Annotated in this window: 18 protein-coding genes; 11 read left to right on the top strand and 7 right to left on the bottom strand. The window is 54.0% G+C overall.

Annotated features, from left to right (window positions below):
• Position 1 precedes the first annotated feature (1 nt).
• Positions 2-529: an RnfABCDGE type electron transport complex subunit B gene (locus tag Q8W22_RS04770; protein ID WP_303434794.1), complete on the bottom strand. Its 528-nt coding sequence runs from the start codon at positions 527-529 to the stop codon at positions 2-4.
• Between the two features lie 77 nt (positions 530-606).
• Complete coding sequence (gene rsxA, locus Q8W22_RS04765; protein ID WP_303434792.1) at positions 607-1,179, bottom strand: electron transport complex subunit RsxA; 573 nt, start codon at positions 1,177-1,179, stop codon at positions 607-609.
• Between the two features lie 352 nt (positions 1,180-1,531).
• Between rsxA and nifL the strand changes: the two genes are divergently transcribed.
• The 11 genes from nifL (at position 1,532) to Q8W22_RS04710 (ending at position 11,468) form a co-directional block, all read left to right on the top strand.
• Positions 1,532-3,130 carry a nitrogen fixation negative regulator NifL gene (nifL, locus tag Q8W22_RS04760; protein WP_305415626.1) on the top strand — a complete coding sequence of 533 codons (1,599 nt, stop codon included), beginning with the start codon at positions 1,532-1,534 and terminating at the stop codon, positions 3,128-3,130.
• A 9-nt stretch (positions 3,131-3,139) separates the two neighbouring features.
• On the top strand, positions 3,140-4,744 hold the full coding sequence (gene nifA / locus Q8W22_RS04755; protein WP_303434788.1) for a nif-specific transcriptional activator NifA: 1,605 nt from the start codon (positions 3,140-3,142) through the stop codon (positions 4,742-4,744).
• A 561-nt stretch (positions 4,745-5,305) separates the two neighbouring features.
• On the top strand, positions 5,306-6,835 hold the full coding sequence (gene nifB / locus Q8W22_RS04750; RefSeq protein ID WP_305414464.1) for a nitrogenase cofactor biosynthesis protein NifB: 1,530 nt from the start codon (positions 5,306-5,308) through the stop codon (positions 6,833-6,835).
• A gap of 54 nt (positions 6,836-6,889) precedes the next feature.
• A complete protein-coding gene (locus Q8W22_RS04745; RefSeq protein WP_303432289.1) occupies positions 6,890-7,168 on the top strand; it encodes a 4Fe-4S dicluster domain-containing protein in 279 nt (92 codons plus the stop codon).
• 32 nt (positions 7,169-7,200) lie between these two features.
• Complete coding sequence (locus tag Q8W22_RS04740) at positions 7,201-7,677, top strand: ArsC/Spx/MgsR family protein (RefSeq protein ID WP_305451727.1); 477 nt, start codon at positions 7,201-7,203, stop codon at positions 7,675-7,677.
• Positions 7,674-8,315 (top strand): nitrogen fixation protein NifQ, encoded by a 642-nt coding sequence (locus tag Q8W22_RS04735; RefSeq protein WP_303432287.1) that lies wholly within the window; start codon positions 7,674-7,676, stop codon positions 8,313-8,315. Before Q8W22_RS04740 ends, Q8W22_RS04735 begins: the two co-directional genes overlap by 4 nt.
• 66 nt (positions 8,316-8,381) lie before the next feature.
• Entirely contained in the window at positions 8,382-9,173 is a 792-nt protein-coding gene (locus Q8W22_RS04730; RefSeq protein ID WP_303432286.1) for an ankyrin repeat domain-containing protein, read from the top strand.
• Positions 9,174-9,183: 10 nt separating this feature from the next.
• The gene (grxD, locus tag Q8W22_RS04725; RefSeq protein ID WP_303432284.1) at positions 9,184-9,516 is read left to right on the top strand and encodes a Grx4 family monothiol glutaredoxin; all 333 of its coding nucleotides are present in this window, start codon (positions 9,184-9,186) and stop codon (positions 9,514-9,516) included.
• Positions 9,517-9,528: 12 nt separating this feature from the next.
• Positions 9,529-9,798 carry a BolA family protein gene (locus Q8W22_RS04720; protein WP_303432282.1) on the top strand — a complete coding sequence of 90 codons (270 nt, stop codon included), beginning with the start codon at positions 9,529-9,531 and terminating at the stop codon, positions 9,796-9,798.
• Between the two features lie 101 nt (positions 9,799-9,899).
• The gene (locus Q8W22_RS04715) at positions 9,900-10,613 is read left to right on the top strand and encodes a dinitrogenase iron-molybdenum cofactor biosynthesis protein (RefSeq protein WP_303432281.1); all 714 of its coding nucleotides are present in this window, start codon (positions 9,900-9,902) and stop codon (positions 10,611-10,613) included.
• 291 nt (positions 10,614-10,904) lie between these two features.
• Positions 10,905-11,468 (top strand): hypothetical protein, encoded by a 564-nt coding sequence (locus Q8W22_RS04710; protein WP_303432280.1) that lies wholly within the window; start codon positions 10,905-10,907, stop codon positions 11,466-11,468.
• Positions 11,469-11,552: 84 nt separating this feature from the next.
• Here Q8W22_RS04710 and Q8W22_RS04705 read toward each other — a convergent pair whose 3' ends face one another.
• From Q8W22_RS04705 to Q8W22_RS04685, 5 genes are read right to left on the bottom strand one after another with little or no spacing between them, the layout of a single operon-like run.
• The gene (locus Q8W22_RS04705; RefSeq protein ID WP_305451726.1) at positions 11,553-14,138 is read right to left on the bottom strand and encodes a glycogen/starch/alpha-glucan phosphorylase; all 2,586 of its coding nucleotides are present in this window, start codon (positions 14,136-14,138) and stop codon (positions 11,553-11,555) included.
• A gap of 20 nt (positions 14,139-14,158) precedes the next feature.
• Positions 14,159-15,625 carry a glycogen synthase GlgA gene (gene glgA, locus Q8W22_RS04700; RefSeq protein ID WP_303432277.1) on the bottom strand — a complete coding sequence of 489 codons (1,467 nt, stop codon included), beginning with the start codon at positions 15,623-15,625 and terminating at the stop codon, positions 14,159-14,161.
• Positions 15,622-17,820: a 1,4-alpha-glucan branching protein GlgB gene (gene glgB, locus Q8W22_RS04695; protein WP_305451725.1), complete on the bottom strand. Its 2,199-nt coding sequence runs from the start codon at positions 17,818-17,820 to the stop codon at positions 15,622-15,624. Before glgB ends, glgA begins: the two co-directional genes overlap by 4 nt.
• Positions 17,813-19,231, bottom strand: a complete 1,419-nt coding sequence (gene malQ, locus Q8W22_RS04690; RefSeq protein WP_303432274.1) for a 4-alpha-glucanotransferase — start codon at positions 19,229-19,231, stop codon at positions 17,813-17,815. The genes glgB and malQ overlap by 8 nt, the downstream gene beginning before the upstream one ends.
• A gap of 12 nt (positions 19,232-19,243) precedes the next feature.
• A complete protein-coding gene (locus tag Q8W22_RS04685) occupies positions 19,244-20,971 on the bottom strand; it encodes a glycoside hydrolase family 57 protein (RefSeq protein WP_305451724.1) in 1,728 nt (575 codons plus the stop codon).
• Positions 20,972-21,041 lie beyond the last annotated feature (70 nt).

Below are 21,041 nucleotides of genomic sequence, written 5' to 3'. Positions count from 1 at the left end.
ATCAGGCTGCCTCGGGTTTCGACCAGTGCCAGCGTTCCAGCGTCACCGGTGCTGTGTTCAGGCTGATGCAGTCTTCCGGACAGGCTTCAAGGCATTGGCTGCAACCCGTGCAGGCCTTGGCGACCACAACATGAATCTGTTTGCTGGCACCGACAATGGCATCGGTGGGGCAAGCCTTGTAGCAGCGAGTACAACCGGTACAGAGGTTTTCATCGATATTGGCCAATAGCGGTTGCGGGGACTCTCCCAGTGTCGACATATCGACGTCGAGCAGGCGAGCAAGGTTTTCCGCCAGCGCCCGGCCTCCCGGAGGACAGCAGGTAACGGCGGCGTCGCCGTTGGCAATGGCTTCTGCCGCCGGGGTGCAGCCAGGAAAACCACACTGGCCGCATTGGCTGCCAGGTAACATCTGTTCGATCTCTTTTACGATAGGATCGTCATCACCCGTGGCAAAGTATTTGGCGGCCAGACCCAACAGGCCTCCAAGCACCAGGCCTAAGAGAGTGAGTACCAAGGTTGCGATCAACATAATGCCTCCTGAAGATCCTGTGCCGGTCTGCACCGGCGTGAGTGGTAAGAAACAACACGGCGTCGAGGACGGCGCATTCAGATCATTCCGCTAAAGCCCATAAATACCAGCGACAACGAACCGGCAGTCACCAGACTGATCGGCGTGCCACTGAACAGCTCAGGAACATTGGCCAATGCCAGCCGCTCCCGCAGTCCGGCAAACATCACCATGACAATGACAAAGCCGAGGGCGGAGCCGAGGCCAAACATCAGGCTTTCGACCAGGTTGTGCTCCTCGGTGATATTCAGCAGTGCTACCCCGAGTACAGCGCAGTTGGTCGTAATCAGCGGCAGGTAAATACCCAGTGCCTTGTGCAGCAGGGGGCTGGCCCGGCGGATCAGTACCTCGGTGAATTGCACCACTGCCGCAATAATCAGAATAAAGGACAGGATGCGCAGGAATTCGATATCCAGAGGCTGTAGTAGCCAGTGTTCAATCATCCAGCTGCATAGCGCCGAGAGCGTCAGTACAAAGGTGGTGGCCAGGCTCATGCCCCAGGCAGCGGATACATTGCTGGAGACACCCATCAAAGGGCACAGACCCAGGAACTTCACCAGTACGATGTTGTTGACCAGCGATGTGCTGACCAGAATCAACAGATATTCCATAAGGTCTCCTGAAATTCGGCGGGTCGGTCGTATGAGCACAAAATTGCATTTCCTGTGCCATGGATTTGAGGCGAATGCTGTTGTCGCAGGTAAGCGACAAAGGAATGACTGAGAATGGTGCGCAAGGCCTGATAACAGGGCATTTGATAGAAAAACGACAAAGATTCAGCTTGTAGGGTTTGCGACAATTGGCAAAAAACCGGAAAAAGCCTTTGTCGTATTGACGACAAATGTCGGCGGCATTGTCGGGCTATTGACAGAGAACATGGGCCTCTCAGTTAATTTTTATCGCGGCATACTCCTTGCTCCAACCATTAAGGTATAGCAATACGTCACCTTATCAGGAGCTGTTATGAGTAACGTCAGACTCTCGCAAGAACAGGCTGCCGCCGCCGGGCTAGAAGAAAAAGACCTGGCAGAAAAAGGCATCAGTGAAATTCATCCCGAAGGTGTGCTGCTGCCCGAAGAGGTTTTTTTTCAAGCGGTGGAGCATTCGCCTGTCGCTATTTCCATTACGGATCTGAAGGCCAACATTCTTTACGTCAATCGTGCCTTCACCCAAGTGACCGGGTATGGCGAGGATGAAGTCCTGGGGCACAACGAGTCGATCCTTTCCAATCACACCACCCCGCGCATTGTGTATCAGGCGTTATGGGGTCGTCTGGCGCAACAGAAATCCTGGACCGGCATGATGCTGAATCGGCGCAAGGACAAGCGTCTTTATCTTGCCGAGCTGACCGTTGCGCCGGTGATCAATGAAAACAACGAGACACTTTATTACCTCGGTATGCATCGTGATGGTTCCGATATGCACGAGCTGGAACAGCGGGTAATGAATCAGAAACTGATGATGGAAGCGGTGCTGAATTCAGTACCGGCGTCGGTACTGGTACTGGACGAGCATCATCGCATTGTATCGGCCAATCCCAGTTTCCGAGCCTTGGCCTCTGAGCTGCTGCATGACGAGCCGCTGGAAACCGTGGTGAATGTTATCGGTACCAAATTGGGGTCAGCCTACGAGCAGTTGCTGGAAGATCGCCGCAGCTTCGATGACAAGGAATTCTCGCTGGATTACGGCCGTAGCCGCGGACGCTGGTATTCCTGTTTTGGCACCACTATCGATGTGAAATGTGAAGAAGCGGACGGTTTTTTTGAACAGACCGTACGCCACTACGTGTTGTTGATGATCAATGACATTACCGATATCCGTCGTCGTCAGGAAGAAATCCATCTCAACGCACTCAAGGCGCTGATGGCGGAAGAAGACCTGGTACAAGGCATGCGCGAAACCGTAAATGGTGCCATTCACCAGATGCAGGGGCCGGTCAACTTACTGGGTACCGCGGTCAGCATGTTACAACGGCGCACCGGCGATCACCGTGATGACGCCTTGTTGGGTGCCCTGGAAGAAGCATTGGCCTCGGGTAACAGTGCGATGGATAACATGCGGGATGCAATGCCCGACGCACTGGAAGAGAGCAAGAAACCAGTCAATATTAATGAACTGCTGAGGGAGTCGCTGGCATTGTCTACAGAAGGACTATTAGCACAAGGAATCACCGTCGATTGGCAACCGGCGTTGCATTTACCAGCAGTGATTGGCAGGGAGCGGCGTTTACGCAGCATGTTCAAACAACTGCTCGACAATGCGGTCGACGCCATGAGCGATCGCGCAATTCGACGGCGTGAGTTGAGCATTATTACTCGCAGCGAAACAGATGGTGTGTGCTGTGAAATCATCGATACCGGCCCTGGTATTGCACCGCCATTACAGCTCAAGGTTTTTGAGCCGTTCTTCAGCACCAAAACCTCGGGTAATGGTTGTCGGGGCATGGGACTGCCAATGGTGCACGATATCGTTACGGATCATTCCGGCACCGTGCATATTGATCTGTCCCACCGAACGGGATGTCGAGTAGTCGTACGTCTCCCGTTTGTTTCGGCACTTTAGGAGGCAAACATGATGACAACCTCCCGATTAGCGGCTGGCAAACGCATTAACAGCAAATCCGAGCTGATGGAGCGACAGTTCCGTTGCCTGGCTGAAGTGGCTGGCGTGTTATCAGCAGCCAGCACCATTGAAGAAACCCTGACAGGGATTCTGGCGGTTTTACACAATCACGGCGGCTTGCAGCACGGTGTAATCAATCTGTTTGACCCGGAAAACAGCACCTTGCAAGTAGGCGCTGTGTATCGTGATAGCGATGGGGGCGGCAAGGCTCCATCGGTCAAATACCAGCCCGGCGAAGGTATTGTTGGCCGCGTTCTGTCGAGTAACCAGTCGATTGTGCTGGGGCGTATTTCCAGCGAACCACGATTTCTTGATCGGCTGGAACTCTACGATCTGGAGCTGCCTTTTATCGGTGTGCCGATTCGGGATGCCAAAGGCAAGGCGATTGGTGTTCTGGCAGCTCAACCTGACGTTCCGGCGGATGACTATCTGGCCGAGCGTACCGAGTTTATGACCGCTGCGGCCAACCTGTTATCCCAGACAGTCCGTCTACTGGTCAATCAGGAAGAAGGCCAGACCATTGCCCGGGAGCGCGATGAGCTGCGCCGTGAGGTTCGGGTCAAATATGGTTTTGACAATATGGTGGTCGGCCACTCCGATGGCATGCGCCGGGTCTTTGACCAGGTACGTCGGGTCGCCAAGTGGGACAGCACCGTACTGATTCTGGGCGAGTCTGGTACTGGTAAGGAGTTGATTGCCAACGCCATTCACTATAATTCGCCGCGAGCGCACAGCCACTTTGTCTGTCTTAACTGTGCTTCCTTGCCAGAAAACCTGCTGGAATCCGAATTGTTCGGTCACGAAAAAGGCGCTTTTACCAATGCCGTCAAACAGCGCAAAGGGCGTTTTGAACAAGCGGATGGTGGCACCTTGTTTCTGGATGAAATTGGTGAAATCTCGGCTCTGTTCCAGGCCAAGTTATTACGTGTATTACAAGAAGGTGAGCTGGAACGGGTAGGGGGTGGCCAAACCATCAAGGTCAATGTCCGTATTGTTGCCGCTACCAATCGCAACCTGGAAGAAGAAGTCGAAAAAGGCCGCTTCCGTGAAGATCTTTATTATCGCCTGAATGTGATGGCAATCCAGTTGCCACCGTTACGTGAACGGCTGGTGGATGTTCCGGAACTGGCTACCTTCCTGCTCGACAAGGTTTCGCGTCAGCAAGGGCGTCCCTTGCGTCTGACTGACAATGCCATTCGTATCCTGATGAGTCATGACTGGCCCGGCAATGTCCGGCAGCTCGAAAACTGTCTCGAACGGGCGGCAGTGATGAGTGAAGAAGGCATTATCGACAGCGATGTGATTGCCTTGCCGGATCATCAGCGCCAGACGATGGCCAGCAGCCATAGTCATTCAGGCTACAGTCATCCGTCCCCGGCCTCAGCGACCAGTGTTGACCTCGACAACCCGGAAATGGATGAGCGGGAGCGTCTGATTGCCGCTCTCGAACAGACCGGCTGGGTACAGGCTAAAGCCGCCCGCCTGCTGAATATGACGCCGCGTCAAATTGCCTATCGGATCCAAACCATGAAAATCAACGTGCGCAAGCTATAGGGGACATCGATTTAATCCTGCACGGCTCTGCGCGAGTGTTGCCGTTGTTCAGGGCAAGGCGACGAATGCAGCGAAATGACGAGTCCTTTTCAAATTCGTCAACACCGCACTGGACGGCGGCAACCCGCGCCCTTCGGGGGCTGCCGGATGATCTCGACTCTGTGTCGCCGACTTTTGACTTGACCCGTCAGGCCTGCAAGTCGGCTTCGTGATTCGAAACCATTTGGTAGCCCAGAGTGAGCACCGGATTAAATAGATGCCCCCTATAGACTTTCTGCTCTATAGCTTGCTGTTCCTGGACGCCAGGAATCACATGTTTGTGACAAAAAATCACGATTACGATGACATTGAGCATTCTTGCCTTTGTTCCCTACACCACAAAAAGTCCCTTGGATGTGCTGTACGGAATACGACAAATCATCAGGTTGGAATATAAAAAACCAATAAAAACAAAGCGTTATATTTAGGCATTGGCATTGCAACGACTTGTTAGCAACCGGCCCACCCGGGTTATCAGAGATTCACCTGCCGCAGGCAGGTCATAATGAAGGAGCTGAGACCATGCAACTGACAGTGCTTGGACAAGACGAAAGCAAAGAGGAAACCGCAGCCACCAGTAGCTGTGCCTCTGGTTCGTGCGGCAGTGATAACGACCAGATGTCGGCGCTGCCGGATTCAATTCGTGACAAGGTCAAGAACCATCCTTGTTATTCCGAAGAAGCGCATCATTATTTTGCTCGTATGCACGTAGCGGTCGCCCCCGCTTGCAATATCCAGTGCCATTACTGTAATCGCAAGTACGACTGCTCCAACGAATCTCGCCCTGGTGTGGTATCTGAAGTATTAACGCCAGAAGAAGCGGTGATGAAAACCAAAGCCGTTGCGGCCAATATCCCGCAAATGACGGTACTGGGGATTGCCGGCCCGGGCGATCCGTTGGCCAACCCCGAACGCACGTTCGAAACCTTCCGTATGCTGAGTGAGCAAGCGCCGGATATCAAGCTCTGTGTATCGACTAATGGCTTGTCTTTACCAGACTCAGTGGAAGAGCTGGCCAAGCACAACATTGATCACGTCACCATCACCATCAACTGTGTCGATCCGGCGGTGGGGGCCAAAATCTATCCCTGGATTTACTGGAATAACAAACGTATCTACGGTGAAAAAGCCGCCAAGATCCTTATTGCCCAACAGCAAAAAGGCCTCGAGATGCTGGTTGAACGCGGCATTCTGGTGAAAGTCAATTCGGTGATGATTCCTGGGGTGAATGATGAGCACCTGAAAGAAGTCTCGCGCACCGTCAAATCCAAAGGCGCTTTCCTGCACAACGTGATGCCGCTGATCTCTGAAGCAGAACACGGCACCTTCTTCGGCATTATGGGGCAGCGCGGGCCTGAGCCGGAAGAGCTGCAAGATCTGCAGGATGCCTGCTCCGGTGATATGAACATGATGCGTCACTGCCGTCAGTGCCGTGCCGATGCCGTTGGCCTGTTGGGTGAAGATCGGGGCGAAGAATTCACCCTCGATAAAATTGCTGCCATGGATATCGATTACAACGCCGCCATGAAGACCCGTGCTGTGGTACACGCCGGTATTCTCGAAGAACTGGACGAAAAAGAAGCCAAGCGCAGCCGTCTGGCCGCGGTTTCTGTACCGACTGTGGAAAATACCATCGCCAGCGATCTGCGCCCGGCACTGATGGCAGTTGCCACCAGTGGCGGCGGTCTGATCAACCAGCACTTTGGTCATGCGACCGAATTCCTGATCTACGAAGCCTCTCCAAAAGGCGTGCGTTTTATCAGCCATCGCAAGGTCGACCAGTTCTGTGTGGGTGACGACAGCTGTGGCGAAAAGGAAAGTGCCCTGGCCGGATCGATTCGTGCCCTGAGTGGTTGCGAAGCCGTGCTGTGCTCAAAGATTGGCTACGAGCCATGGTCGTTGTTGGAAGAGGCCGGCATTGTGCCTAACGGCGAACACGCGATGGAACCCATCGAAGAAGCCGTGATGGAGGTTTATCAGGAAATGGCTGCCAGCGGCGTGCTTGACGAAGCGGCCGCAGAGACATCTTCCGCACAACGGGCTTCTGTCTGAGTCATCACCAGGCCGGGCATAACCCGGCCATTCACTGCACCTTCGGAGGTTAGCATGGCGTTATCTATTGTTGATTCTTGCGTGAACTGCTGGGCCTGTTACGACGTATGCCCGAGCGAAGCTATTTATGACAGCAAACCGCATTTCAAAATCAATGCGCGCAAATGTACAGAGTGTGAAGGGGATTATGCCCAGCCTCAATGCGCCAGTATTTGTCCGATTGAAGAGGCAATTCTGGATGCGTCTGGTGTGGCAATCAATCCACCGGGTTCCCTGACCGGTATTCCACCAGAAAAAATGGCTGAAGCCTTACAAGAAATCCAGGCTCGCTAACGCTGGTTAGTCATCGTCGCAAGAACCGTTTTATGGTCGAAACAGGAGGTTTTATCGTGCTGCATTTTTATGAAAAACCCGGTTGTATCAACAACACCCGACAGAAAAAAATTCTACGTGAAGCGGGTGTTGATGTGATCGAACATAACCTGCTCGATACGCCATGGCAGGCACAGCAGTTACGACGGTTTTTTGGCTCCTTGCCGGTCAACAAATGGTTCAACCGTTCGGCTCCGGCAGTCAAGGCTGGCCATATTGATCCTGACAACTGCACTCCGGAACAAGCGATGGTTGCCATGATTGCTGAACCCTTGCTGATTCGCCGGCCGCTCATTCAGCTTGAGGGCTGGTATCACTGCGGCTTCGATTGGCCGCGTCTGCAGCAGCAACTGGGCCTGAGCACCCGTAGCCGGGAAGAACTGGATGTACCGGACGATATAGAAGGCTGTGCCAGCAAGCATATCCAGGGCAATGGTTGCCCAACACCGCTGGCAGGAGAAACGGTATGACTTTGGCTGTAACGGTAAAACCTACACTCTGGCGCCAGATTATGACCCAGCTATTACCCGCATCGACCAGCGAACGCGAATCCCTGCGTACCAACACCAGCCGTTGGTTGGGGCAGATACTGCGCAGCCAGCGGCAGGGACGGACGTGCCTGCCGTATTACCTGGGGCTGAAACCGGTTGATTATCGCTGGTTCTTGCACCGCTATCTGTATGGCCAGAATCGTTATCAGAGTTTGCCCTTTCCGCAGCAGCAAGACCGTGACAATCAACGTCATGGTGCCGACCTGCGTCAGCAACTGCTGGAAATGCGTGAAGATGAGTGGCTGGAAATCCGGCAGTTATTACTACAACACCGGGCTGGCAAGGATGATAGCGAGTTGTTGATGGCCGATATCGTTGCGGCCGGTTGCCTGGGCAAAGAGCATCTCTGGCGTGACCTCGGTTTGCTTAACCGCGGTGAACTCAGTGCCTTGCTGTCGCAGAATTTTCCTGCGCTGGTGGCCGCCAACGATCGCGACATGAAATGGAAACGCTTTTTTTACAAACAGCTGTGTGAAGCCGGTGGCGGTTATGTCTGTCGTGCTCCCAGCTGTGATGACTGTACGGCTTATGCTGAGTGCTTTGGCCCTGAAGACTGATTGCAAGTGCTGCAAGTACTGCAAATGACCCGTTAACAACCCACTTTTCTGGAAGAGGATCTCACCATGACCCAATGGCAAACCCTGTCTGTAACTGAAGCAGAAGCCATGCTGTATGACAGCCCTATGTTGCTGCTTGATATGCGTGATTTCCGTTCTTATCTGTCCGGGCATCATCCCGCGGCATTGCATCTGAACGACACCAATCTGCGCGCCTTGCTGCGACATACCGCGCGTTCGGTCCCGGTGTTGATCTACTGCTATCACGGCCATGCCAGTCAGGATATGGCCCAGTTGTTCAGTGATTTTGGCTTTACCAGCTGTTATAGCCTGGATGGCGGTTACGAAGCCTGGTACCCGAGTATCAGCCGTCCGCTGGATGCCTTGAGTCATCCGCTGCGTGGCTGGCTGGTTGAGCACGGCTTTGATCCTTACAACCTGGATCAGCGGGGTGACAATCAGGACACCGCCCTGATGCAGGCCTGCCGTGATGGCAATCTGGATATTGCCCGTGAGTTGGTGATGGCAGGGGCAGGGATTGATCTGGTCAACAAGGATGGCAATAACGCCCTCTGGATGGCCTGTCTCAGTGAAAACAGCCGTATCGTGCAATTACTGCTCGATAACGATATCGATATGGATCAGCAAAATGATCATGGTGCGACGGCACTGATCTATGCCGCATCCATTGGTCATGACGCGCTGGTGGCACAACTGCTGGAAGCCGGTGCCGACGCCTCCCCAACCACGAAAGATGATTTCTCGGTGCTTGACGTCGCTGCCAGAGCCAGCACCTTACGCTTGTTGCAACATCACATTCTGCCGGATACCCATCCGGTTCATCGCTTTGTCGCCTGAGGAAAACACCATGAGCACGACCGATATTATCCAGACCATCAATAAGCAAATCAGCAGCAATCCGGTTCTGATTTATATGAAAGGCACCCCGGAAGCACCGGAGTGCGGTTTTTCTGCCGCAGCAATCAAGTCACTGCAGGTAACCGGTGTTGATTTTTCCTACGTCAATATTCTGCAAGCTCCATCAATCCGGGAACGTTTGCCAATGGTTTCCAATTGGCCAACCTTTCCGCAGTTGTTCGTGAACGGAGAACTGGTCGGTGGCAGTGATATTGTCTGCAGCATGGCGGCGGATGGCTCGCTGAAAACACTGCTGCAAGAAGCCACTGCCAGCGCTGAATAACAGGACGACGTTATGGAAACCAGCGAAGTGCATCAGCGTATCCAGCAAGCACTGGACGACTCGGCAGCCAAGATCGAGATCCATGGTGCCGACTGCAATTTTACCGCCCGGGTTATCAGTAATGTCTTTGAGGGATTGCGACCGGTGCAGCGGCAGCAACGTATCCTGGCCGCTTTCAGTGAGCCATTGGCCAGTGGTGAATTACACGCCCTGACCGTGGAAGCCTTTACGGCAGCGGAATGGCAAGCCAAAGCCCAGGGTGGCCTGACTCAATTGATGTAATCGGAACCGGGTCTGACAACCGCAGACCTGGCAAGACACCTGCTCAGACTGCCCTGGTGGCCAGCGAGGAAAGGTGCCCAATAATGAGATGGAGATTAGCGATGAGTGAACTACCGCCTATCAGCCGTGAAGCGGCGCTTCGAATAGCCATGGCTGCCCGTATTTTGCCGGATACCAGTGTGGGTCAATTACTGGATATTCTGACTCGCCGGATCGAGGGTGAGTTATCGGAAGAATCCCTGGCGACCATTACGGTTACGGATTTGAAAACCGGCTTCGGCAGTGCCGACGGTGAAGAAGATGGTGAAGACATCAGCCTTGGCTTACCCGCCATCAAGGAAGCTGTGCGGATTCTCTGGGGTGAAAGCGAAGCAGAAGATCTGCCACAAGCAGTCGCCGATGCGGAGGCTCTGCCCAATTCCATTCGTGTGGCGGTGGCTTCCAACAGTGGGGAGTTACTGAATGGCCATTTTGGTTCTTGTTTGCGATTTCTGGTGTATGAACTGAGTGCCGAGAAGTACCAACTGGTTGATGTTCGCTCGGCACTGGAAGCTGATCTGTCAGATGATCGTAATGCGTTCCGTGCCCGCCTGATTAATGATTGTCAGGTCGCCTATGTACAATCCATTGGCGGTCCGGCGGCGGCCAAGGTGGTTCGTGCCGGTGTGTACCCGATCAAGCAAAAAGACGTCTGTGAAGCCAGCGAAGTCCTGTCGCGCTTACAAGGCGTGATGGAAAACTCACCACCACCCTGGTTGGCCAAGATTCTGGGTGTGGCTGCCGAAGACCGGGTGCGGTTTGCCAAAGAAGCCTGAGTTGTACACCTGCTCTGGACATCAGCGACTTCCGGTCGCTGGTGTTTTTTTGTTTGCGGATACTGTTGCTTGTGCCCGATGGGGCAAGCCCAGCACAGATCTCGTGTCTGCTTTGTCGGATAGCGTCGGTAATGTTGTGTTGTAAATCCGACATTATCGCTCTGGTGTGTTTTTAGTCCCTTGTAACATTTTGATATTAAAAGATTTTTTGTTAATGGCTGGAGAATTTTGACGGCAAGATTCTTGAAAGCAAAGAGCAGGCATTCATCACTATTAACAGGAAATTACCATATGCTGCTTACTACCTATAAAGAAACCGGGCGTCTGTTCTATTCCAACTTTCTGGAATCCACCCAAGAATCCGGTATGCAGGCCTATCGTGGCGATCTGGTGATTGTGGCCGGAGAAGTGGGCGACGATAAAGGCCATACCTTGCCACCTAAAGAACTGATGCGGGAAGCCGTTATTCTGGCGGATGACAAGATCCATATGTTGGTGGGAGCACTCGATAAAATGTCATCGATCACTGGCCTGGTCGATTATTACAAAGATGATTTTGCGGATGATATGAAAGCGGTCTTGTTTGTTGTGAACCTGACCAGTCCGGCCCAGGTCGATATCAATGGTATCAACTTCGTCCTGATTCCTATGGTGCAGGGGGTACCATGGAACGAATTGATGGAAGAACTGGCGCTGGAAAAAAGCGATTTCAAAGGCCAGAAACCTGCCGCCAAGCTGGAAACCATGTACTCCGAGCTGAAAGGCTACAAACCCAAACGCTACCCGCTGGTGTCGTTGGACGATGTAATGGCAATGACCAATACAGCAGTTCGTGAGATACACGGCGCGCTGTAATGTCTGTTTGATCGACCGGCGCATGATGGTTTCATGCGCCGGTCGAGCGTCTGGCTGCCTGATTGCCCAGGCAGCTTTCCTGCCTTAACGCCGCTTCTCTTCTTTTTTCTTTTTCTTCTTGCTGCTTGTTGATGTAGCCGTGGTTGCTGTTGGTTGTTCTCCAATCGGTGTCAGTTTCCAGATTTCCTCGTTGTACTGACTGATGGTGCGATCAGTGGAAAACATGCCACTGCGAGCCGCGTTGATAATGCTCATGTCGGTCCAGTGCTCGACGTTACGGAAGGCATTGGCGGCATGTTGCTGGGCATCGACAAAGCTGCGGAAGTCGGCCAGTGTCACCCAAGGGTCATTGGCGGATTTCATGCCATTGATCAGGTCGTCGAACAGCCCTGGCTCAAAGTGATTGAAGTGACCGGATTCCAGCAACTCGAAGACAGTTTGCAGATCAGGGTCCTGATCGATATAGGTCTGTGGATGATAGTGGTGGCGCAGTTCGGCAACCTCGCTGGTCTTCAAGCCAAAGAGGAAGAAGTTGTCTTCACCGGCGGCCTCCAGAATCTCAACATTGGCTCCATCCAGAGTACCAATGGTGACAGCACCGTTCATCATGAACTTCATATTGCCGGTGCCCGATGCTTCCTTGCCTGCGGTGGAAATCTGTTCCGACAGGTCGGTGCCCGGTGCGATGATTTCCATCACCGATACCCGGTAGTTGGGGATAAAGGCCAGTTTCAGCTTGTCGCCGATTTCCGGGTCGTTGTTGATAATTTCGGCAACGTTGTTGATCAGCTTGATAATGGTCTTGGCCATAAAGTAGCCCGGTGCCGCTTTACCTCCGATCAGTACACAACGATTGGTCCAGTTGTGGGTATCGCCGCGCTTGATACGGGCATACAGATGGATCACATGTAATACGTTGAGCAGTTGGCGCTTGTACTCGTGAATCCGCTTGACCTGCACATCGAACATGGCATCCGGGTTGAACACCACGCCGGTATCCTGTTGTACCAGCTGTGCCAGACGCTTTTTGTTATCACGTTTGACGTCCCGCCAGGACTGACGGAAAGCCCGATCGTCAATATATTGCTCAATGGCGGCCAGTTCGTCGAGATGGGTGATCCAGTTGTCGCCAATGGTTTCTCCCAGCAGTTGGCGCAAGCCGGGGTTGGAGCTGGCAATCCAGCGCCGTTGGGTCACGCCATTGGTTTTGTTGTTGAATTTCTCTGGCCAGAGCTGGTAGAAATCGTTGAACAGTCCATCTTTTAATAACTGGGAATGCAGGGCGGCTACGCCATTGACGGAAAAACTGCCAACAATGGCAAGGTAGGCCATCCGCACGTTGTCGTGTTCATCAATCAGGGACATCTGCCGTAAACGGTTGTTGTCACCAGGCCATTTCATCGCTACCTGCTTCAGGAAGCGGGTGTTGATTTCATAAATAATATCGAGCAGGCGCGGCAGCAGTTTCTGGAACAGTGATACCTGCCAGCGTTCCAGGGCTTCTGGCAGCAAGGTGTGGTTGGTATAGGCCATACAGCGGCTGGTGATGGCCCAGGCCTTGTCCCAGTCGAATTCCATATCATCGAGCAGAATACGCATCAGCTCTGCGACCGCCAGGCTGGGGTGGGTATCGTTCAGCTGGAAAACATTATGGTCGTCGAAATCGTCCATATTGTGGCCGTGTTGTTCGATCCACTGGCTGACCACATCCTGCAGTGATGCCGAGACAAGGAAGTACTGCTGCTTCAGGCGCAGCTCCTTGCCGTTTTCGCTGGTGTCATTGGGGTACAACACCATGGTGATGTTTTCTGCTTCGGCCTTGGAGGATACGGCTTCGAAATAAGACCCCCGGTTGAATTCAGAAAAATCAAAGATTTCGGTGGCCTGGGCAGACCACAGGCGCAAGGTGTTGACGATGCCATTCTTGTAGCCCGGAATTGGGACGTCATACGGCACGGCCAGTACTTCTTCGGTATCTTCCCAGCGCACTTCCAGGCGATTGGTCTGGTGGTCGCGGTAAGGGCGCGAGACGCCACCAAAGCGGACCACGCGGGTATATTCCCGCCGCGGGAACTCCCAGGGGTAGTTGTCGTAACCGAGCCAATGGTCAGGGGCTTCGATCTGATGGCCATTCTGGATCAGCTGTTTGAACATGCCGTATTCATAACGCAGGCCGTAGCCCATCACCGGCAGGCTCAAGGTAGCACAGGAGTCCATGAAGCAGGCGGCCAGACGGCCCAGGCCCCCGTTACCAAGACCGGCATCGGCTTCGGCATCTTCAACGTGTTCCAACAACAGGCCCAGTTTGTACAGGGCCTGATCAACCTTGTTCTCAATGCCGAGGTTGAGCATGTTGTTGCTTAACGAGCGGCCGATCAAAAACTCCATCGACAGGTAATAGGCTTTTTTGCTTTTTTCCTGATGGTAGCCAGCCCAGGTCTGCTTCCACAGTTTCATCAGGCGATCGCGCACGGCGTAGGCCAGCGCCTTGTAGTGGTAATCCGGCTCCGAGGCCAGGTTGCGCCCCAGTGTGTTGTAGAGGTAGTCAACAAAGTCTTCTTCGATGTCGGTCACGTTCATGCCGACCTTCTTGAGCAAGTCTTCTATTAACTGGCGCTGTTCTTGCGGAGACAGGGCATTCGGGGTTGTCGCGGGAATGTGTGCCGACATAATAAAGCTCTCCTGCTGAATTACTGAATCAGGTTCAGATAGTGTTGGGCGCTGTTCTGCCAGCCAAAATGCTGTTGCATGCCTTGTTTTTGCAGCTTTTGCCAAGTCCGTTTTTTGCCAAACAGGTGCAGGGCATGCTGTAGGGTTGATTTCAGGGCATGCAGGCTGGGGTCGTAAAAAACAAAACCGGTGGCAGTGCCGTCATCGAGGTGTTCCTTGGTGGCATTCACCACGGTATCGGCGAGGCCGCCGGTGCTGTGCACGATAGGTGGAGTACCGTACATCAGGCTGTAAATCTGGTTGAGGCCACACGGCTCAAAACGGGAGGGCATCAGGAACATATCGGACCCGGCTTCGACCAGGTGAGCCAGTGCTTCTGAATAACCCAGATAAACCAGCACCCGGCGCGGATAATTGATGGCCAGTCGCTGCAGGGCTTCGTGGTGCTGGCGATCACCGCTGCCCAGTACCAGAAAGATGGCATTGTGCTGCTCAAGCATTTGTGGAATCAGATCCAGTACCAGATCCACGCCTTTCTGCCAGACCAGACGGCCGACCATTCCAATCACCGGGACCTTGAGATCGATTTCGGATTCATGCCAGCCAAAATGGTTAAGCAAGGCCTTCTTGTTATCGGCCTTGGCCGCTACCCGGCCTTTTTTGGCGCTGTAGGTACGGCTGATCAGACGGTCGGTCTCAGGGTTCCAGACATCCTCGTCAATGCCGTTAATAATGCCAACCAAACGGCCTTCGCGCTGTTTGCGGGCCATCACACCTTCCAGCCCGTAAGCAAATTCCGGCAGAGTGATTTCCTGGGCGTAGGTGGGGCTGACGGTAGTGACCCAGTCAGCCATCTCGATACCGGCTTTGAGCATCGACATCTGGCCATGGAATTCGATACCACCTTCGGCGTTCCACCAGTGCCAGGGCAGGTTGAGATAATTAAACAGGCTGTTGGGGAAATTGCCCTGATAAGCCATGTTGTGGATGGTAAAAATAGTGGCCGGAGGCTGGCTTTCTTCGGCGAGGTAAGCCGGTACCAGGCCGGTTTGCCAGTCGTTGGCCTGAACCAGGTCGGCGCGCCAGCCGATGCCGTGTTTGTCCATGGCCAGCTCGGCAACAATGCGGGAGAACACCCCGAAACGTTCGCCATTGTCCCACCAGTCCCGGCCATCATCGGCCAGGTAAGGATTCCCTGGACGGTCGAACAGTTCAGGAATATCGACAATCCATAGCGGAACATCGATGCCTTTGCAGCAGGCCTCTTTGATGATCACGGAGTGACTGTAAAAACTGGTGTGAATCTGGAATGCGGCAATTTTGCGAACCTGGGTCAGCTTTTCCCATACCGCGAGGTAACCCGGCAGTACAACACGTACCTGGTTGTCGAGACGGGAGTAAGCATTCGGCAAACCTCCCGATACATCCGCCAGACCGCCGGTCTTGATCACCGGATGAATTTCAGAGGTGGCAAACAATATATTCATGAAGGATGAGGACCCTTGTAATCCTGGTATGTCAGTACCACTGCGCCAAGTGGTGGTAATGTCACCAGCGCGGAACAGGGTTGACCCATAAGCGGTTGCTCTTGTGTATAAACGATGCCCTGATTACCGGCATTACTGCCGCCGTACAGTCCGGCATCGGTATTCAGGGTTTCTTGCCAGCTGCCGGCGTGCGGCATGCCAACCGGATAATGCTGGCGTGGTAGCGGTAAAAAGTTGAACAGACAGACCATGCATTCGTGGTCGCCTTTGCGGATAAAACTCAGCAGTGAGTGCTGGGAATCATTGCAGTCGATCCATTCGAATCCCTGTTGTTCAAACTCGTACTGATGCAACGCCGGTGCCTGGCGGTACAGGTGGTTGAGGTCACACACCAGCTGCTGGATCCCTTGATGATCCGGGTAGTTGAGCAGATGCCAATCGAGGGAAACGGCTTCGTTCCATTCAGTCCACTGGCCCAGTTCGCCCCCCATAAACAGCAGTTTTTTGCCGGGGTTCAGCCATTGCCAGGCCAGTAATAGCCGCAGGTTGGCCATTTTCTGCCAGTTATCCCCAGGCATTTTACCTGCCAGTGAATTTTTCAGATGCACTACTTCATCGTGGGACAACGGCAAGACGAAGTTTTCTGTGTAGGCGTACATCTGGCTAAACGTCAGCTGGTTATGGTGATGGCTGCGGTAAATAGGATCTTGTTTGAAATAGCTCAGCGTGTCGTTCATCCAGCCCATATTCCACTTCATGGAGAAGCCCAGCCCACCCATCCAGGTCGGGCGCGAAACCATCGGCCAGGAGGTGGACTCTTCTGCCATCATCAGGGCACCGGGGCATTGGGCGTGTACTTCGTGGTTGAGGGTCTTGATGAATTCAATCGCTTCCAGATTTTCGTTGCCGCCATAGCGATTGGGTAACCATTGGCCTTCTTCCCGGGCGTAGTCAAGGCACAGCATGGAGGCCACGGCATCAACCCGCAGGCCATCGAGGTGGAACTCCTGCAACCAGTAAAGGGCATTGGCAATGAGGAAATTACGTACCTCGTTACGGCCGTAGTTAAAAATATAGGTGCCCCATTCCAGATGCTCACCCTGACGCGGATCAGCGTGTTCGTACAGCGCGGTGCCATCGAAGCGGGCGAGAGCAAAGTCATCCCGTGGGAAGTGGGCTGGTACCCAGTCGAGGAAGACACCTATCTGGTGTTGGTGCAGCAGGTCGATCAGAAAGCGCAGGTCATCGGGATGACCAAAGCGACTGGTCGGAGCGTAATACCCTGAGGTCTGATAGCCCCAGGACTGGTCGAGAGGGTGTTCGGCAATGGGCAGTAGCTCAACATGGGTAAAGCCCGTGTGTTGCAAATAGCCCACCAGCCGCTGGGCCAGTTCACGGTAATTGAGAAAGTGGCCCTGATTATCCCGCGCCCAGGAACCAAGGTGCAGCTCATAAATACTGATGGGCTGGTGTTGCCAGTCGGCCGCAGCCCGCTGCGTCAGCCATTGGTTGTCTTGCCAGGCATATTGACTGCGACAAACGACGGAAGCGGTTTCCGGGCGCAGTTCCATCTGCCGGGCGTAAGGATCGGTCTTGATGCGCAGGGTATTGGTATGGCCACTGAGAATTTCAAATTTATAGAGATCACCGGGGTGCAGGCCGGGGATAAACAGTTCCCAGATGCCGGAACCATCACAAGGGCGCATCGGGTGGCGCAGGCCATGCCAGTTATTAAAGCTGCCAATCACCGAGACCCGTTTGGCTGCGGGTGCCCAAACAGCAAAATACACGCCGTCGATGCCATCAATACAGCGTGGGTGAGCACCTAACAGATTATAGATTTGCCAGTGGCGACCTTCGGCAAACAGATGCAGATCAAGGTCTCCCGCTTGGCGGGAAAAAGACCAGGGAGAAGTGATTTCATGGCGAATGGCGTCGTCTTCTTGCCAGGCAACGCGGTAATGTTCTGGTAGCTGCTGGTATTGGGCCTTATTGAGACGGGCAACAAAACAACCGCTATCCGACAGCGGTTGCAGTGGTTGCTGTTCCAGCCAGGCCTGACGGGCACCGGGCAACCAGACCCGGACAAGCCAGCCCTGGTCATCCTGATGCAAACCCAGAAAACGGAAAGGGTCCGGATGTTCGCCGTTTTCCAGCCATTGCAGGTGTTGTGACACGGCGGTTGTTTCAGTCATGAGGTTTCTGTTTCTCTTGCTCGGCAGGGTAGCGTTCACAGCGATCGACCAGGGTGGCAATCCGTTGTGCCAGCGCCTCAGTCAGTTGTTGTGGTTGATAACGCCAGTGCCAATTATCGACGATGGTGCCGGGAGTGTTCATTCTGGACTGGTTATCCAGTCCGAGAAAGTCCTGTAGCGGCATAATGGCCATATAGGCAGGTGATTGAAGCGCGGCATCGATCAGCGGCCAGGGCATCTCACCGACATGGAGGTCGAGCTGTGACAGAATCCAGTGTTTCTGGCCGTCATCTTGTAGGGCTTGCCACCAGCCAAGGGTGGTTTCGTTATCGTGGGTACCCGTATAAACCACCGAATTTTCGACCTGTTCGGTCAGTGCGTGAGGGTTGTCGGGCAAGCCATTAAAACCGAATTGCAGTACCGACATGCCGGGCAAACCAAAGGCCTCTTTCAGCGCCACCACTTCCGGGGTAATGATTCCGAGATCTTCGGCGATCACTGGCAGTGGGTCATGGGTGGCTTGTAATGCCGAGAGCAGAGCGTGTCCGGGGGCTTTAACCCAGTTGCCTGTCATGGCGGTTGGCTCGCTGACGGCAATTTCCCAGCTGGCTTCCAGACCGCGGAAATGATCAATACGCACCAGGTCAAACAGCTCCAGACTCCAGGCCATACGTTGTCGCCACCAATAAAAGCCGTTGGCTTCCATATGAGGCCAGTGGTAATGAGGGTTGCCCCAACGCTGGCCCGTGGCAGAAAAATAATCCGGTGGCACACCAGTGACAACGGTAGGGTTAAGGTTGTCGTCGAGCTTGAATTCGTCCGGATTGCTCCAGACATCGACGCTGTCGTAGGCAACAAAAATCGGCATATCCCCAAACAGTTGGATGCCGCGGGTATTGGCTGCGTGTTTCAGCTGCTGCCAACACTGGATCAAGGCGAACTGTTGGCTGACAATGGCGTGCAGTTCGTCAGCATAGTGTTGATCCAGATCGGCCAGAGCCTGTGGGTCGCGGAATTTGTAGACATCGGGCCACTGGTTCCAGGCGCTGCCGTCATGCAGCTGTTTCAGTAATGTGAAACGGGCGTAAGGTTGCAGCCAGTGTGGTGGATTGGCGATAAATGCCGCCAGCGCCTGAGGGTCGATCTGGTTTTGCCAATGATCCGGCAACAGGGCAGGATTGAGGGCGAAGGCCGAGACACCCTGATAGGGTGACAGGCCGTCCAGAGGTTCCATCAAGGGCAACATTTGCCACACCGTCAAATGAGCGGCCTGCATCCAGTCGAGAAACAACCAGGCCGATTCATCCAGTTTGCCGGATGGCAACGAGGTTGGGTGCAGCAGCACTCCGGCACAGCGTGAGCGTGGATCCGGTTGTATCTTGGGCGCAGTGCTTGCGGTTGTATTAGCCATCATCATCCCTGTTCAGTTGCGAATCATGGTGCCTGAATGGTTGGAGTGACTGCCACCACCAGCCTGTAAGCGATCAAGGTTGTCGGGTATTGGCTGCTTCAGCAGCTGATACAGTTTTTCCAGGTGGCGCTGATAAAGCAGGGTAAAGTCACGAACCGAGTCGGCCGGGTTGTAGTCACCAAACCACCAGAACCAGTCGGAGCCTTCACAGACCGCCAGCTGGTGGGTGGCAATGGTTTGTTCATCGTCACTGAGTTGCTGGCTGGCAACGACCTGATCAAACACCTGCTTGGCTTCTACCAGCAAGTCCCAGCCGATGTTTTTGTCCTTGTCGCCAATCCAGGTTGAGAAACTGCCATACACCCAGCTGCCAGCCTTGAGCACTGGTAAATCACGCACGCAGGCATTCTGGTCGAGGGCATCGGAGAAGGTTGTCATGGCGATACGCGGATGCTCGGTCAGGGTCTGGTAGAGGGTTTCGAGGAAGGTGTAGCCGTTGTCCGGGTAATATTCCCAGGGGTTCTCGCCATCCAGAATCACCGCAACCACATGCTGGTCGACCTGGTCACCAAGGTGGTTGGCGATGTTGTCGAGATTGTGGGCAAAGTTGTTGGCGGCGTCTTGCGGGTCCCAGCTTTTGTATTCAAAACCAATCAGGTCCGACATACCGTCATCGCGGAAAAACAATGCACATTGTTGATCGTTGTGGCGCATCGGTTGATAGAGTGCCCGTTTGGAGGAGATATCGTGGATATCCAGCTGGGAGGCTTCACAGGAATGCCGCCAGACGCCTTCACCGGAAGCGGTCCAGCGAATATCAAATTCATCGAGCAAGCCGACCGCGGCACTGGATACCGCCCCTTCGGACAACCAGACCCCGGAAGGTGCGCGCCCAAAGAAATGCCGGAATTGCTCAATACCGTGTTGCATATGCCAGCGGGCACGCTCGTAACCGCCGGGATAACCCGGATGCTCTGGCAAGGCGGCGTCCGGCATGGCATCACGGGTGGTATTAAAATCAATCAGCAGCGGCACAATCGGATGGCCGTATGGCGTCATGGATATTTCAATCTGGCCGCTATCCTGTAACTGGCGGTAACGGGGCACAATGTCTTCAAGGATGTCCGCCATGATGGACACCAGAGTGCGCTGGTCGTCGTGATTAAAGTGCTCTTCTGCCAGGCCCTTGTTGATCAGTTGTCCAACCCGTTCATCTCGCAGGCGCAGGGAATGTCCCATCCAGGCAAGGTGATACCAGACCAGCAGGTCGGTAAAAAAATCACGATTGAAATACGACAGGCTGTGCGCATCGTCGATTGTGGTGATCTGATCACCCTGGGCCATATCCAGCAGTTTGCGGAACGGTGGAAAGCGATCAATCATGGTTGGGGCAAAGGCCTTGCTGCACGATTGCAGAATATCCAGCCGAGCCGCGAGGTCATCGGTGACAGGGCTGGCGCCAGCGACCAGGTTCAGCAACAGGTCGCCGGTGGGTTGGGCATCGGCCAGCCATTGGCGCATCTGGATGGCATAGTCATCCAGCTGTTCCAGTAACACCGGGGCGAAGTTGACGACTACGCGGGCCGCCGGATTGTTTTCCAGATGGGCAGCCATATCGGAATAATCCTTGATGGCATGCAGGTAAACCCACGGCAGGCGATACTGGCCATCAAGCCCGTCACGATAGTGAGGCTGATGCATGTGCCAGCAAATAACCAGTTTGATCTTGTTTGGCTGCATATGAACGGTCCGTTATGGAAACAGGTTCCAGGGTGTTGTCGGTATGGGGCTGTCGTGAGGCTTTGGCCGT

Origin of the sequence: Oceanobacter sp. 1_MG-2023 (assembly GCF_030689025.1) — a bacterium.
In the GTDB taxonomy this organism is placed as follows: Bacteria; Pseudomonadota; Gammaproteobacteria; order Pseudomonadales; family Oceanobacteraceae; genus Oceanobacter.
The sequence above is the reverse complement of the archived record's forward strand: the minus strand, read 5'-3'. Positions and strand labels throughout refer to the sequence as shown.